The sequence below is a fragment of the Kitasatospora sp. NPDC059722 genome (assembly GCF_042733235.1).
GTDB lineage: Bacteria > Actinomycetota > Actinomycetes > Streptomycetales > Streptomycetaceae > Kitasatospora.
On the sequence record NZ_JBHWGD010000034.1, the window covers coordinates 29,030 to 43,429 of the forward strand.

The 14,400-nt window shown below is 71.1% G+C and carries 15 protein-coding genes; 14 read left to right on the forward strand and 1 reads right to left on the reverse strand.

What is annotated here, in order from left to right; translation table 11 throughout:
• Window positions 1–160 precede the first annotated feature (160 nt).
• Window positions 161–802, forward strand: coding sequence for a hypothetical protein (locus ACFV4F_RS22010; RefSeq protein ID WP_380448369.1), 642 nt, complete (start codon window positions 161–163; stop codon window positions 800–802).
• A 5-nt stretch (window positions 803–807) separates the two neighbouring features.
• Here the strand turns inward: ACFV4F_RS22010 and ACFV4F_RS22015 are convergent, their stop codons facing one another.
• Entirely contained in the window at window positions 808–1,113 is a 306-nt protein-coding gene (locus tag ACFV4F_RS22015; protein WP_380448371.1) for a ferredoxin, read from the reverse strand.
• Between the two features lie 286 nt (window positions 1,114–1,399).
• On the opposite strand from ACFV4F_RS22015, the gene arc reads away from it, so the two are divergent.
• From arc to ACFV4F_RS22080, 13 genes are all read left to right on the forward strand, one after another.
• The gene (gene arc / locus ACFV4F_RS22020) at window positions 1,400–3,166 is read left to right on the forward strand and encodes a proteasome ATPase (RefSeq protein WP_380448373.1); all 1,767 of its coding nucleotides are present in this window, start codon (window positions 1,400–1,402) and stop codon (window positions 3,164–3,166) included.
• Window positions 3,167–3,408: 242 nt separating this feature from the next.
• Window positions 3,409–4,920: a depupylase/deamidase Dop gene (gene dop / locus ACFV4F_RS22025; protein WP_380448374.1), complete on the forward strand. Its 1,512-nt coding sequence runs from the start codon at window positions 3,409–3,411 to the stop codon at window positions 4,918–4,920.
• Window positions 4,921–5,094: 174 nt separating this feature from the next.
• A complete protein-coding gene (locus ACFV4F_RS22030; RefSeq protein ID WP_031069167.1) occupies window positions 5,095–5,313 on the forward strand; it encodes a ubiquitin-like protein Pup in 219 nt (72 codons plus the stop codon).
• Window positions 5,314–5,475: 162 nt separating this feature from the next.
• Window positions 5,476–6,318, forward strand: a complete 843-nt coding sequence (prcB, locus tag ACFV4F_RS22035; RefSeq protein WP_380448376.1) for a proteasome subunit beta — start codon at window positions 5,476–5,478, stop codon at window positions 6,316–6,318.
• Window positions 6,319–6,350: 32 nt separating this feature from the next.
• Window positions 6,351–7,109, forward strand: coding sequence for a proteasome subunit alpha (gene prcA / locus ACFV4F_RS22040; RefSeq protein WP_380448378.1), 759 nt, complete (start codon window positions 6,351–6,353; stop codon window positions 7,107–7,109).
• A gap of 115 nt (window positions 7,110–7,224) precedes the next feature.
• Entirely contained in the window at window positions 7,225–8,586 is a 1,362-nt protein-coding gene (gene pafA / locus ACFV4F_RS22045) for a Pup--protein ligase (protein WP_359972401.1), read from the forward strand.
• Between the two features lie 138 nt (window positions 8,587–8,724).
• Window positions 8,725–9,714 carry an FKBP-type peptidyl-prolyl cis-trans isomerase gene (locus ACFV4F_RS22050; protein ID WP_380504693.1) on the forward strand — a complete coding sequence of 330 codons (990 nt, stop codon included), beginning with the start codon at window positions 8,725–8,727 and terminating at the stop codon, window positions 9,712–9,714.
• A 203-nt stretch (window positions 9,715–9,917) separates the two neighbouring features.
• Complete coding sequence (locus ACFV4F_RS22055; protein ID WP_380444394.1) at window positions 9,918–11,222, forward strand: FKBP-type peptidyl-prolyl cis-trans isomerase; 1,305 nt, start codon at window positions 9,918–9,920, stop codon at window positions 11,220–11,222.
• 126 nt (window positions 11,223–11,348) lie between these two features.
• Complete coding sequence (locus tag ACFV4F_RS22060) at window positions 11,349–11,759, forward strand: FKBP-type peptidyl-prolyl cis-trans isomerase (protein ID WP_380444392.1); 411 nt, start codon at window positions 11,349–11,351, stop codon at window positions 11,757–11,759.
• Window positions 11,760–11,923: 164 nt separating this feature from the next.
• Window positions 11,924–12,907, forward strand: a complete 984-nt coding sequence (locus tag ACFV4F_RS22065; RefSeq protein WP_380444391.1) for a helix-turn-helix transcriptional regulator — start codon at window positions 11,924–11,926, stop codon at window positions 12,905–12,907.
• Window positions 12,904–13,860 carry a WYL domain-containing protein gene (locus ACFV4F_RS22070; protein WP_359972411.1) on the forward strand — a complete coding sequence of 319 codons (957 nt, stop codon included), beginning with the start codon at window positions 12,904–12,906 and terminating at the stop codon, window positions 13,858–13,860. The genes ACFV4F_RS22065 and ACFV4F_RS22070 overlap by 4 nt, the downstream gene beginning before the upstream one ends.
• A 3-nt stretch (window positions 13,861–13,863) precedes the next feature.
• Window positions 13,864–14,094 (forward strand): hypothetical protein, encoded by a 231-nt coding sequence (locus ACFV4F_RS22075; RefSeq protein ID WP_380444387.1) that lies wholly within the window; start codon window positions 13,864–13,866, stop codon window positions 14,092–14,094.
• 41 nt (window positions 14,095–14,135) lie between these two features.
• Complete coding sequence (locus ACFV4F_RS22080; RefSeq protein WP_359972417.1) at window positions 14,136–14,312, forward strand: hypothetical protein; 177 nt, start codon at window positions 14,136–14,138, stop codon at window positions 14,310–14,312.
• The last annotated feature ends 88 nt before the right edge of the window (window positions 14,313–14,400 follow it).

Here is a 14,400-nt window from a genome sequence, read left to right on the forward strand (position 1 = left end):
CCGCGCCGGCCCCCCCCGCCCCCCCCCCCGCCCGCCCGCCCCCCCCCCCCCGCCCCCCGCCCCCCCCGGGGGGGGGGGGGGGGGGGGCGGGGCGGGCGCCCCCCCCCCCCCCTCCGGCGTTCCCGCCCCGGTCACCGGAGTGCCACCGTGATGTGGGACGATGCCAGCTCACACAGACCACTGGAGGGGACGCCTGGTGGAGACCGCGGTCGGGACGACGGCTGGACAGCAGACCCCGGCGGGCCGCACCCGGCCCGGCCACGTTCGAACCGCCCCGTGGCACTGGGCCCTCGCCCTGGCCGGCTGCGGAGCCGTCGTGGCGAGCGCCCTTGCGGCCTCGCCCGCCACCGGCACGCCGGTGCCCCTCCACGGCAGCGGTCCCAAGGCCGCCCCGGCGGCCCTCGCCCCCGACCCGGCCAAGGCCCAACTCCCGCTCGACTGTGGCCCGTTCCCGGTCAAGCCGACGGTCAGCCTGGCCGCCGACCTCGGCGACGGCCGGCCCAGCACCGTCGTCGCCGCGCACTGCGCCGCCGAGACCGGCACCCCGCCGGACGCCGTCTACCTCCTCGGCGGCACCGCCGAGCGGCCCGTCGTCCTCGCGACCCTCGTCTCCGAGCGCGAGAACCTCACCGTCACCAGGCTCGCCCTGCGCTCGGACGGCACCATCACCGGCCACGCGCAGGGGTATTCGAGCGACGACGTCCCGCGCTTCAGCCCGGACGTCTCACTCGACCTCACCTGGACGCACAAGGGCGGCGGCTGGGTGCGCACCCGGACCGCCGCCCCGAACACCGAGACCTGAGACGCCTATTCGTCGGCGTCCGGCCCGTACACCTCGACCCGGTCGGCGACCCGGCGCACGTGGATGCAGTCGCCGGGGCACTCCTTCGCCGAGTCCACCACGTCCTGAAGCAGCGTCAGCGGCACGGGGGCCGTCTCCCCGGGCTGCTGGCGCAGTTCGTCGTCCGGCCCCTTCACGTAGGCCAGGCCGTCGATGTCGAGTTCGAAGACCTCGGGCGCGTACTGCGCGCAGATGCCGTCGCCGGTGCACAGGTCCTGGTCGATCCACACCTCCAGGGCCTCGTTCGCCGCCGTCCGCTCGGTCACCGACATCGTTGTTCTCCGCCGTTTCTGTCCCGGGTCGCCCCCGTCTGAGGGCAATCCCGCCATTCGTACAACGATCGGACCGGGCCTCCCGGTCGCGATCGGATATCGACTCGCTCGACGATACATCTGGTCCGCTTTGGGCGGTGCGCGGTGGGTATCCCCTTAGCAGAGGGGAAGCACGCAGGGCGAAGATCGGACACGCCCGTTCCATCTTTCTTGATCTAGGGGTTTACGGACCCCTGGTCCCAGGTAGGGTCTGGAAGCGTCCAGCTCCCCGGAGGAGGTGAGGACCGTGGCAGCCCACGATGACGACTACAACCGCAGCACCGGCAGGCCCGCTCGTGGTTCCGACGAGGCCGCTCAGGTCTCGTACCTTGAGCAGGAAATCGCCGTGCTGCGCCGCAAGCTCGCCGACTCGCCGCGCAATTCGAGAATCCTCGAAGAGCGGATCGTCGAGCTCCAGACCAACCTGGCCGGCGTGACCGCCCAGAACGAACGACTCGCCTCCACGCTGCGCGAGGCCCGCGACCAGATCGTGGCCCTCAAGGAAGAGGTGGACCGGCTGGCCCAGCCGCCCGCCGGCTTCGGCACCTTCCTGCAGGCGAACGAGGACGGCACCGCCGACATCTTCACCGGCGGTCGCAAGCTCCGCGTCAACGTCAGCCCCAACGTCGAACTCGACGTGCTGCGGCGCGGCCAGGAGGTGATGCTCAACGAGGCCCTCAACATCGTGGACGCGATGGCCTTCGAGCGCATCGGCGAGATCGTCACCCTCAAGGAGATCCTCGAGGACGGCGAGCGCGCCCTGGTCATCGGCCACACCGACGAGGAGCGCGTGGTGCGCCTCGCCGAACCGCTGCGCGAGGTCACCATCCGGGCGGGGGACGCCCTGCTGCTGGAGCCCCGCTCCGGCTACGTGTACGAGGTCGTGCCGAAGTCCGAGGTCGAGGAGCTCGTCCTCGAAGAGGTCCCGGACATCGACTACCGCCAGATCGGCGGCCTCAGCAACCAGATCGAGCTGATCCGCGACGCGGTCGAGCTGCCGTACCTGCACGCCGACCTCTTCAAGGAGTACGAGCTGCGCCCGCCCAAGGGCGTCCTGCTCTACGGCCCGCCCGGCTGCGGCAAGACGCTGATCGCCAAGGCGGTCGCCAACTCGCTGGCCAAGAAGGTCGCCGAGGTCACCGGCCGCCCCCAGGGCAAGAGCTACTTCCTCAACATCAAGGGCCCCGAGCTGCTCAACAAGTACGTGGGCGAGACCGAGCGGCAGATCCGTCTGGTCTTCCAGCGGGCCCGGGAGAAGGCGGGCGAGGGCACCCCCGTCATCGTCTTCTTCGACGAGATGGAGTCGCTGTTCCGCACCCGCGGCTCGGGTGTCAGCTCGGACGTGGAGAACACCATCGTCCCGCAGCTGCTGGCCGAGATCGACGGCGTGGAGGGCCTGGAGAACGTCATCGTCATCGGCGCCTCCAACCGCGAGGACATGATCGACCCGGCGATCCTGCGGCCCGGCCGCCTGGACGTCAAGATCAAGATCGAGCGCCCGGACGCCGAGGCCGCGAAGGACATCTTCTCCAAGTACCTGAAGGGCTCGCTGCCCTTCCACCCCGACGACCTCAAGGAGCACGACGGCTCGATCGAGGCCACCGTGGCCGCGATGATCCAGTCGGTCGTGGAGCGGATGTACTCGGAGACCGAGGACAACCGCTTCCTGGAGGTCACCTACGCCAACGGGGACAAGGAGGTCCTGTACTTCAAGGACTTCAACTCCGGCGCGATGATCCAGAACATCGTCGACCGCGCGAAGAAGATGGCCATCAAGGACTTCCTCGACCACGGTCAGCGCGGACTGCGCGTCTCCCACCTGCTCGCCGCCTGCGTGGACGAGTTCAAGGAGAACGAGGACCTGCCCAACACCACCAACCCGGACGACTGGGCCCGCATCTCCGGCAAGAAGGGCGAGCGGATCGTCTTCATCCGCACGCTGGTCACCGGCAAGCAGGGCGCCGAGTCCGGCCGCTCCATCGACACCGTCGCCAACACGGGGCAGTACCTGTAACCGCACCACTCTTTCGATCCGCAGGACGAGGCCGGCACCCGGCCCCGGAACAGCACGCACCCCGTCCGGCTGTGGCGCCTCGCGGCCCCGCAGCCGGACGGCGCGTCTCGGGGCCCGGCCGTCGGCCCCGCGTTCTAGGCTCGACGCACCGTTCGCGGGCAGACCGCCGGCACCGGTGTTGTTCAGCGGTACGTCAGCGTGTTCCGCCCAGGGGGGCGGCGCACCGGGGCAAGGAGGGCCGCATGACCGTACGGCGCGTGATGGGCATCGAGACCGAGTACGGGATCTCCGTGCCCGGCCACCCCAACGCCAACGCCATGCTCACCTCGTCCCAGATCGTCAACGCGTACGCGGCGGCGATGCACCGGGCCAGGCGGGCCCGCTGGGACTTCGAGGAGGAGAACCCGCTGCGCGACGCCCGGGGCTTCGACCTCGCGCGCGAGGTGGCGGACGCCAGCCAGCTCACCGACGAGGACATCGGCCTCGCCAACGTCATCCTCACCAACGGGGCCCGGTTCTACGTGGACCACGCGCACCCCGAGTACAGCTCGCCCGAGGTCACCAACCCGCGCGACGCCGTGCTCTGGGACAAGGCCGGCGAACGGATCATGGCGGCCGCCGCGCAGCGCGCGCTGGAACTGCCCAACGGGCAGACCATCCACCTGTACAAGAACAACACCGACAACAAGGGCGCCTCCTACGGCACCCACGAGAACTACCTGATGAAGCGGGCGACGCCGTTCGCCGACATCGTCCGCCACCTCACCCCGTTCTTCGTCTCCCGCCAGGTGGTCACCGGCGCCGGCCGGGTCGGCATCGGCCAGGACGGCTCCGCCCACGGCTTCCAGATCAGCCAGCGGGCCGACTACTTCGAGGTCGAGGTCGGCCTGGAGACCACCCTCAAGCGGCCGATCATCAACACCCGCGACGAACCGCACGCCGACGCCGAGAAGTACCGCCGGCTGCACGTGATCATCGGGGACGCCAACCTCTCCGAGATCTCCACCTACCTCAAGCTGGGCACCACCGCGCTGGTCCTGTCGATGATCGAGGACTCCTTCATCGCCTCCGACCTCGCCGTCGACCAGCCGGTGCGCACCCTGCACCGGGTCTCCCACGACCCCACGCTCAAGCACCTGATCACCCTGCGCAACGGGCGCAAGCTCACCGCCGTCCAGCTGCAGCTGGAGTACTTCGAGCTCGCGCGCAAGTACGTCGAGGACCGCTTCGGCACCGACGCGGACGAGCAGACCGTGGACGTCCTGGCGCGCTGGGAGGACGTCCTCGGCCGGCTGGAGCGCGACCCGATGTCGCTCTCCCGCCAGCTGGACTGGATCGCCAAGCGGGAGATCCTGGAGGGCTACCGCAGCCGCGACGCCCTGGAGTGGGACAACCCGCGGCTGCACCTGGTGGACCTCCAGTACAGCGACGTGCGGCCCGAGAAGGGCCTCTACAACCGCCTGGTGGCCCGCGGCAGGTTCGAGCGGCTGGTCACCGAGGAGGAGGTCGAGCGGGCCGTCTCCAAGCCGCCGGAGGACACCAGGGCGTACTTCCGCGGGCGCTGCCTGGACCAGTACGCGGAGCACGTGGCGGCGGCGTCCTGGGACTCGGTCATCTTCGACCTGCCGGGCCGCGACTCGCTGCAGCGGGTGCCCACCCTGGAGCCCCTGCGCGGCACCCGCAACCACGTCAAGGAACTGCTGGACCGCTGCCGGACGGCCGAGGACCTGCTCCGGGTCCTCTCCGGCGGGTAACTTTTCGATCACCACGGGTGAACGTCCGCCGAATGGGAATCATCCGGGGTGGCAGCGGGTGTTGGACAGGAAGCGCCACCGGCAAACCGGGAGCGGCAGTCGCACCTTGTGTATAGGGTCGGTGCAGCAAGCAGCGACCCAACCGTGCCAGACGATTCGAGCGGGGTGAGGGAAATGGCGAGCAAGGACACCGGCGGCGGCCAGCAGCGGGCGAACCGCTCCTCCGAGGAGGTCGAGGAGCAGGCCGCGGAAACCCAGAATTCCGACGACCTCAAGGAGCGCCAGGAAAAGCTCAGCGACGACGTCGACGCGGTCCTGGACGAAATCGACGAAGTGCTCGAGTCGAACGCCGAGGATTTCGTGCGGGGATTTGTCCAAAAGGGTGGGCAATAGTCCGCCGCGGGGCATTGCGGAATTCACGGTCGTGACCGTCGGGGACGGCCGGGCGGCCACGGCCGTCCGCCCGTCCCGGCTCCGGCCCTCCACACGTGGACGTTGATCGTCGGCGGGTAGGGTGCGGGGATCGCGCGCTTCAAGCTACCTGGAAGGAATCGTGTGGAAGCCAACACTCGTGGCACCGGGCGTCTACCGGCTGCCTTCCTGACCCCGGGGTCCTCCTCGTTCCTCGACTTCCTCGCCGAGCACAAGCCGGAGTTGATCCCCGGCCGGCGCGGGCTGCCCGAGGGCACGGTGGTCGAGGCCCCGCACGGGACCACGATCGTGGCCGCGGTGTTCGACGGCGGTGTGATCATCGCCGGTGACCGTCGCGCCACCATGGGCAACGTGATCGCCCAGCGGGACATCGAGAAGGTGTTCCCGGCCGACGAGTACAGCGCGGTCGGCATCGCCGGCACCGCCGGTCTCGCGGTCGAGATGGTCCGGCTGTTCCAGCTGGAGCTGGAGCACTACGAGAAGATCGAGGGCGCCACGCTCTCCCTGGAGGGCAAGGCCAACCGGCTCACCAGCATGATCCGCGGCAACCTCGGCATGGCGATGCAGGGCCTCGCGGTGGTGCCGATGTTCGCCGGCTACGACCTCGACCTCGGACGCGGCCGGATCTTCGGCTACGACGTCACCGGCGGGCGCTCCGAGGAGCGCGGCTTCGCGGCCACCGGCTCCGGCTCGGTGTTCGCCCGCGGCTCGATGAAGAAGCTCTACCGGGAGGGCCTGACCGCCGACCAGGCCGCCACGCTGGTCGTCCAGGCGCTCTACGACGCGGCCGACGACGACTCCGCCACCGGCGGCCCCGACCTCGCCCGCAAGATCTACCCCATCGTCTCGCTGATCACCGCGGACGGCTTCCACCGGCTCACCGAGCCGGAGGTCGCGCGGATCGCCGTCTCCATCACCGACCAGCGCCTCACCCACCCCGACGGCCCGCAGGCCCCGCTGCTCTAGCCGCCCACCTCACAGGAAAGGGACGACCGCCGGTGTCGACACCGTTCTACGTCTCGCCCCAGCAGGCCATGGCGGACCGCGCGGAGTACGCCCGCAAGGGCATCGCGCGCGGTCGCAGCGTGGTCGTGCTCACCTACGCCGACGGCATCGTCTTCGTCGCGGAGAACACCTCGCGGGCGCTGCACAAGGTCTCCGAGATCTACGACAAGATCGCCTTCGCGGCGGTCGGCCGCTACAACGAGTTCGAGAACCTGCGGATCGGCGGCGTGCGCTACGCCGACCTGCGCGGCTACTCCTACGACCGGGCCGACGTCACGGCCCGGGGCCTCGCCAACGTCTACGCCCAGACGCTCGGCACGATCTTCTCCTCGGTCGGCGAGAAGCCGTACGAGGTCGAGCTGATCGTCGCCGAGGTCGGCCGGACGACGGAGGAGGACCAGATCTACCGCCTCACCCCGGACGGTTCGATCGTCGACGAGAAGAACTACGTGGTGGTCGGCGGCAACGCCGACTCCATCGGCAACTACCTGGGCCAGCGCCACCGCGCCGGCATGGCGCTGGGCGAGGCGGTGCGGGTCGCCGTCGACTCCCTGGCCCGGGACCCCAACGGCGGCAGCGCCCGCAGCCTGACGCCGGAACAGCTGGAGGTGGCCGTCCTCGACCGCCAGCGGTTCCAGCAGAGGAAGTTCAAGCGGATCCTGGGCGGCCAGCTCGGCCGGCTGCTCGACGGGGACCAGTCCGCGGCGGACGACGAGGACGGTCCGGCGGCCACCCCGCCGTCGGACGAGTAGTGCCTTCGGAGTCCCGTGCGGCGAGCGATCGCCGCACGGGACTCCGGTGCCCCTGCGGCGGTTCGCCCGTCGTGGAGGCGGTTTCGGACAGCTCCGACAAGAAGAAGGAGTGCTCATGGACCGCCGGATCTTCGGGCTGGAGAACGAGTACGGGGTCACCTGCACGTTCCGCGGGCAGCGGCGGCTGTCGCCGGACGAGGTGGCGCGGTACCTGTTCCGCCGCGTCGTCTCCTGGGGCCGCAGCAGCAACGTGTTCCTGCGCAACGGCGCCCGGCTGTACCTCGACGTCGGCTCCCACCCCGAGTACGCCACCCCCGAATGCGACGACGTGGTCGAGCTGGTGACGCACGACAAGGCGGGCGAGCGCATCCTCGAAGGCCTCCTGGTGGACGCCGAACGGCGGCTGCACGAGGAGGGCATCGCGGGGGACGTCTACCTCTTCAAGAACAACACCGACTCGGCCGGCAACTCCTACGGCTGCCACGAGAACTACCTGGTGGCCCGGCACGGCGAGTTCTCCCGGCTGGCCGACGTGCTCATCCCGTTCCTCGTTACCCGCCAACTGATCTGCGGCGCGGGCAAGGTGCTGCAGACGCCGCGCGGCGCGGTGTACTGCGTGAGCCAGCGGGCCGAGCACATCTGGGAGGGCGTCAGCTCCGCCACCACCCGCTCCCGCCCGATCATCAACACCCGCGACGAACCGCACGCGGACGCCGAGCGCTACCGCCGGCTGCACGTGATCGTCGGCGACTCCAACATGTCGGAGACCACGACGCTGCTCAAGGTCGGCGCCACCGACCTGGTGCTGCGGCTGATCGAGGCCGGCGTGGTGATGCGCGACCTCACCCTGGAGAACCCGATCCGGGCGATCCGCGAGGTCAGCCACGACCTCACCGGCACTCACCAGGTGCGGCTCGCCAACGGGCGGGAGGCCAGCGCGCTGGACATCCAGGAGGAGTACTACACCAAGGCGCTGGAGTTCGCCGACCGCAAGGGCATCAACACCGGCACCATCGCGCAGGTCCTCGACCTGTGGGGCCGCACCCTGGAGGCCGTCCGCTCCGAGCGGCTGGACGGGGTGGCCACCGAGATCGACTGGATCATGAAGTACAAGCTCATCGAGCGCTACCGCGAGAAGCACCAGATGAGCATGTCCAACCCGCGGGTGGCGCAGATCGACCTCGCGTACCACGACATCCACCGCCGCCGGGGCCTGTTCTACCTGCTCCAGGGCAAGGGGCAGGCGAAGCGGGTGACGACGGACCTCAAGACCTTCGAGGCCAAGTCGATCCCGCCGCAGACCACCCGGGCGCGGCTGCGCGGGGACTTCATCCGCCGGGCGCAGGAGCAGCGCCGGGACTTCACGGTGGACTGGGTGCACCTGAAGCTGAACGACCAGGCGCAGCGCACGGTGCTGTGCAAGGACCCGTTCCGTTCGGTGGACGAGCGGGTGGAGAAGCTGATCGCGGGGATGTGACCGAGCGGTCGTGGCCCACGCGCCATGATCGAGTCCGTGGAGCCGGCCCCGGTGGTGTCTACCGGGGCCGGACCCGTGCGGGGCATACGCTGTTCGTCGAGTCCGGAGAGCCGACTTCGAACGACAGTTAGGACCACCGTGCGCCGCACCGCCGGGTTGCTGATCACCCTTCCGCTGCTGCTGGCGGTCGCCTGCAGCAGTTCGACCAAGGCGGCCGGCCCGGCGACGCCGACCACGGCCAGCGCGGCCCCGACCGTGCCCACTCCGGTCGGCGAGGCCTCGCCGATGCCCACCCTTTCGGGAGGCGGCTTCGGCAGCAAGGCGACGATCACCCTGCCCGAGGGGCAGCAGCCCAGCGGCCAGTTCGTGGTGAACACCGTCAGCGAGGGCGACCGGCCCGCGGTGAACAAGGGCGACTGGGTCACGGTCAACTACACGGCGAAGGACTGGACCACCGGCAAGGACCTGCCGAGTTCGTACGACGCGGGCGGCAAGCCGCAGCTGTACCAGGCGGGCAGCGGCCAGCTGGTGCCGGCCTTCGACCAGAGCGTGATCGGCAAGAAGGTCGGCAGCCGGCTGCTCGTGGTGGCCCCGCCGGCGGCGGCCTTCGGCGACCAGGGCAGCAGCCAGCTGGGCGTGGCCAAGGGCGACACGGTGGTGTTCGTGTTCGACGTCATGGAGAGCCTGCCGCAGGACTCGACCCTGACCGGCGCGATGACCCAGGCGGCGGCGAACCTGCCGCAGGTCAAGGACAACGGCAAGGCCGCGGCGACGATCACCATTCCGGCCGGGCAGGCCGCGCCCGCCGACCTCCAGCAGGCGGTGCTGGTCAAGGGTGAGGGCAAGCAGGTCAAGAGCGGGCAGACGCTGGTGGTGCAGTACACCGGGGTGCTCTGGAGCAACGGCCAGCAGTTCGACGCGTCCTGGACGCACGGCGGCGCGCAGGCGGTGCAGATCGGCACCGGGAGCGTGATCGAGGGCTGGGACAAGGGCCTGGTGGGCCAGAACGTCGGCAGCCGGGTGCTGCTGGTGGTGCCGCCCGCGCTCGGGTACAAGGACCAGGCGCAGGGTTCGGTGCCGGCGAACTCCACCCTGGTGTTCGTGATCGACATTCTGGAAGCGGTCTAGGAAGACTCCCGCAGGATTCCGTACGCTTGGGCGGGCGCTCGCACACGGAAGCGCCCGCCCTCATCCTGAACTGTCATACTGCCCTCGCACTGTGGCAGGCGCCTCCGGCGCCCGGGGCCCGGGCGGACGGTGCGACGGCAAACCGGCACTGAGCGTGCCGGTGGCAGAGCTCGAATGACCGGTGGCGAGATGGATGGGGAGTCATGACTGAGAAAGCGCCGAACCCCGGCGGGTCGGGTACCGCGGCGAACGACGGATCCTCGGGTGACCCGGCGGCGTCGCGTCCCGGCGGGCCGATGCCGGGCGACGGTGAGTCGATCGTCGTGCCGCCGTCGATCCTGAAGCAGCAGGCCGGCTGGGCGAGCCCGGAGGACCGGCCGCGGCCGGCCGGCGGGACGAAGACCGAGGAACCGCAGATCTTCGCCTCCAACGTGCGCAAGGTCGACAGCTCCGAGGCCGGGTACGACGAGAACCCGCCGTCGGTGGGCCGCCTCGGCGTGATCCTGGGCACGGTGCTCGCGGTGCTGCTGGTCGGCAGCGGCGTGACGCTCTACATGGTCAACAAGGACAACGGCTCGTCGGAGGCCAAGCCGGACGCCGCCAAGAGCGCGCCCGCCACGCCGACCGCCGACCCGGTGCCGCCGGTCAAGGACGACGCCAAGGTCCTGCCGACGATCACCGGCGACTTCGGCAAGAAGGCCGACATCCAGGTGCCGTCCGACCAGCCCGACGGCTCGTTCGTGGTGAAGGTGCTGTCCGAGGGCACCGGCGCGAAGGTGGACAAGAACTCCTGGACCACCGTCGACTACACGGCGAAGAACTGGAACACCGGCAAGGACATCCCGAGCTCCTTCGACCAGGGCCAGAAGCAGCAGATCTTCCAGGCCGGCACGGACGCGCTGATCCCGGCGCTGGACCAGGCGGTGCTCGGCAAGAAGGCCGGCAGCCGGGTCCTCGTGGTGGCGCCGCCGGCCGCGGCCTTCGGCGCGCAGGGCAAGCCGGACATGTCGATCGGGGCCAAGGACAACCTGATCTTCGTGATCGACATCCGCAACAGCACCGCGCCCGACGCGACGGTCAGCGGCACGGTCACCCCGCCGCCGGCGGGCTTCCCGCAGGTCAAGGACAACGGCAAGAAGCCGGCCGAGATCACCCCGGTGGCTGGCGCGGCCGACCCGACCGAGCTGAAGACGCACGTCCTGATCAAGGGCACCGGCCCGGTGGTGGAGAAGGGCGAGAAGGTCGTCGTCCAGTACACCGGCGCGCTGTTCAAGGACGGCAAGGTCTTCGACTCCTCGCTCGGCAAGGGCCAGGCGTTCAGCTTCGCCGTCGGCGGCGGCCAGGTCATCCAGGGCTGGGACCAGGGCCTGGCGGGCCAGACCGTCGGCAGCCGGGTCGAGCTGGTGATCCCGGCGGCGCTGGCCTACGGCGACAAGGGCCAGGGCGAGATCCCGGCCAACGCGCCGCTGGTCTTCGTGGTCGACATCCTGGACGCGGGTCAGGGCTGATCCACTTTCGGGTGACAATGGTGTGCGTGTGACCTTCGGGACCGGCCGCGTGGCCGGTCCCGTACGGGCGGCGGGCGCCCGTACCGTGGTCCGGACGGACCGGGTGCGGGCGCCCGCCGCTTGGTCATGGAAGCAGAGAAAACCGTGAGAAGAGGGACTGTGAGCCTCAACGAGAAGCCTGAGATCGATTTCCCGGGCGGCGACGCTCCGACCGAGCTGCAGATCCGCGACATCGTCGTCGGTGACGGCGCGGAGGCCAAGAAGGGCCAGGTCGTCAGCGTCCGCTACGTCGGCGTGACCTTCGAGACCGGCGAGGAGTTCGACGCGAGCTGGAACCGGAGCCCCAACGAGTTCCGCTTCCCGCTGGGCGCCGGCCGCGTCATCAAGGGCTGGGACCAGGGTGTCGAGGGCATGAAGGTCGGCGGCCGCCGCGAGCTGGTCATCCCGTCGCACCTGGCGTACGGCGCGCAGTCGCCGTCGCCGCTCATCCCGGCGCACTCGACCCTGATCTTCGTGGTCGACCTGCTGGGCGTCTGAGCCCGTCGCGGCCGTGGGCCGGACCCCTCCGGGGGCCCGGCCCACGGGCGTTTGCGGATGCGGCTTTTGCGGTGCGTACCGCTACCGGTACGGTCGGTCCCGCCGGGTGACGATCGTCCGGCGGCGCACCCCGCGCACGGCGCGGCACACCGGAAGGGTCAGCGATGGCGATCGCCAAGGCAGAGCGGCTGATGAATCTCGCCCTGTGCCTGATGAACACCAGACGTCCGCTCTCCAAGAAGGAGCTGCGGGAATCCATCGAGGCGTACCGCGAGGCCTGGCAGAACAGCAGCGAGGACGCCTTCAACCGGATGTTCGAGCGGGACAAGGACGACCTGCGCGAGCTCGGCCTGGTGATCGACGTCGACGAGAACGCCCTGGACGGCGAGCTCGGCTACCTCGCCCGCGCCGACCGCAACCGGCTGCCCGAGATCGCGCTGGACGCCGAGGAGGCGGCCGCCCTCACGCTGGCCGCGCGGGTCTGGCAGCAGGCCAAGATGTCCGGCGCCGCCAGCGGCGCGCTGCAGAAGCTGCGGGCCGCCGGGGTGCCGTTCGCCGAGGCCGAGGCGCGCTCCGCCCTGGAACCGCGCATCCCCGCCCGGGAGGCCGCGTTCGAGCCGCTGCTCACCGCCGCCCGGGACCGCCGTCCGGTCACCTTCGAGTACCGCAAGGCCGGTGCCGCCGCCGTCGAGCAGCGCAGCGTCGAGCCGTGGGCGCTGGAGTGCTGGCGCGGGCACTGGTACCTGGCCGGCTGGGACCGCGACCGGGGCGACGCCCGGGTGTTCCGGCTCAGCCGGATCACCGGCAAGGTGCGGGCGAAGACCGGCGCGTTCCTCGGCACCGTGCCGGAGCACGTGGACGTGCGGGCGACCGTCGCCAAGTTCGCCGGCGAGGGCGCCACGGCCACCGCGACCGTGCGGGTCCGGCGGGGCGCGGGCTTCCCGCTGCGCACCAAGGCGCTGAGCACCGGCCGGGTCGACGAGGCCTGGGACGAACTGGAGATCCCGTACGGCAACGGGCTGGGCGCCGACCTGGCCGAGTTCGGGCCGGACGTCGTGGTGCTCGGGCCGGAGGAGCTGCGGGCCGACGTGATCGAGCGGCTGCGGGCGGTCGCCGGGCCGGACGTGGTGGAGGGTGTGCGGGCATGAGCAATGCGATCGACCAGACGCGACGGATGCTGTCGCTGGTCACCTACCTGCGGGAGCGGCCCGGGGCCGAGGTCGCCGAGGTGGCCCGCGCGTTCGGGATCACCGAGCGCGAGCTGATCGGGGACCTCAACGTGCTGCCGATGTGCGGCACCAGCTTCCGCGGCGGCGACCTGCTCGACATCGACACCGACGGCGAGCGGATCTGGTGGCACAACGTCGACGACGTGGCGCAGCCGCTGCGGCTGGCCGCCGACGAGGCCACCGCGCTGCTGGTCGCCGCCCGCGCGGTGGCCGGGCTGCCCGGTCTGCGGGCCGGGGACCGGGAGGCGCTCACCCGGGCCGTCGCCAAGATCGAGAACGCGGCGGGGGAGAGCGCCGAGGGCAGCGCCCGGGTCGGCGTGACGTTCGAGGCGGAGAGCCACGTCTTCGCCGACATCGACCGCGCGCTGAGCGAGGGCCGCCGGCTGTGGCTGCGCTACTACTCGCACGGGCGCGGCGGGATGACCGAGCGCGAGGTCGACCCGATCCGCCTGCTCACCGAGGGCCACACCTACCTGGAAGCCTGGTGCCGCACCTCGGAGGACCACCGGATGTTCCGGCTGGACCGGGTGGCCGAGATCCGGGTCCTGGACGTGCCCGCCGACCCGCCCCGGCGCGAGCCGCGGGACCTGTCCGGCGGGCTGGTCAACCCGGCGGCGGACGACCCGGAGGTGGTCGTCGAGGTGTCCTCCGGCGGGCGCTGGGTGGCCGAGTACTACACCCACGACCGGGCCGAGGAACTGCCGGACGGCGGCCTGCGGATCACCCTGCGCAGCGCCGACCCCTCCCAGCTGCGCCCGCTGGCGCTGCGGCTGGGCCGGGACGGGCGGATCGTGTCGCCGCCGCAGCTCGCCGAGCAGGCGCGCGCGGCGGCCCGGGAGGCGCTGGCCGCCTACGGGGAGGGGCGGGACTGAGCCGTGGAGCCCGGTACCAGATTCAAGGTCTACTGCTCGCAGTGCCGGGAGAAGGTGGAGCTGCCGGCCGAGGAGTTCCGCCTGACCCTCGGCCGCACCCCGGAGCAGGCGCACTACAGCTTCGGCTGTCCGCTGTGCGGGGCGGCGGTGCGCAAGGCCGCGGGGGAGAAGATCGTGGCGGCGCTCACCGGGGCGGGAGTGCGCACCATGCGGCTCGTCCCGGCCGAGGGGTAGCAGTCCGGGCCCGGGCCCTCGGCCCGTATAGGGTGGGCGGCATGTCCTGGATGCTCGTCGCCGCCGTCCTGCTCGCCACCGCGGGCCTGCTGGTCCTCGGCGTCCTCGGGATCCGGCTGTGGCTGGACGTCCGGGCGCTGGCCAAGGGCGTCGGCACGGCCTCGCGGGCGCTGGCCGACGCGGCCGAGGAGCTGGCGGCGGCGGTGCCCTCCCGCTGAGGACTGCGTCACCAGGTCGTACGGGGACTGCATCCCGGGTGTAGGGGCGGGTTACGCTCTGAGGTGGCTCCCGAACTGCGAACCGGGG

Coding starts and splice junctions, on each gene's coding strand:
- ACFV4F_RS22010 (WP_380448369.1), top strand. CDS start 161: ATGCCAGCTCACACAGACCACTGGAGGGGACGCCTGGTGGAGACCGCG.
- ACFV4F_RS22015 (WP_380448371.1), bottom strand. CDS start 1,113: ATGTCGGTGACCGAGCGGACGGCGGCGAACGAGGCCCTGGAGGTGTGG.
- dop (WP_380448374.1), top strand. CDS start 3,409: ATGACCGTACGGCGCGTGATGGGCATCGAGACCGAGTACGGGATCTCC.
- ACFV4F_RS22030 (WP_031069167.1), top strand. CDS start 5,095: ATGGCGAGCAAGGACACCGGCGGCGGCCAGCAGCGGGCGAACCGCTCC.
- pafA (WP_359972401.1), top strand. CDS start 7,225: ATGGACCGCCGGATCTTCGGGCTGGAGAACGAGTACGGGGTCACCTGC.
- ACFV4F_RS22055 (WP_380444394.1), top strand. CDS start 9,918: ATGACTGAGAAAGCGCCGAACCCCGGCGGGTCGGGTACCGCGGCGAAC.
- ACFV4F_RS22060 (WP_380444392.1), top strand. CDS start 11,349: ATGGAAGCAGAGAAAACCGTGAGAAGAGGGACTGTGAGCCTCAACGAG.
- ACFV4F_RS22065 (WP_380444391.1), top strand. CDS start 11,924: ATGGCGATCGCCAAGGCAGAGCGGCTGATGAATCTCGCCCTGTGCCTG.
- ACFV4F_RS22070 (WP_359972411.1), top strand. CDS start 12,904: ATGAGCAATGCGATCGACCAGACGCGACGGATGCTGTCGCTGGTCACC.
- ACFV4F_RS22080 (WP_359972417.1), top strand. CDS start 14,136: ATGTCCTGGATGCTCGTCGCCGCCGTCCTGCTCGCCACCGCGGGCCTG.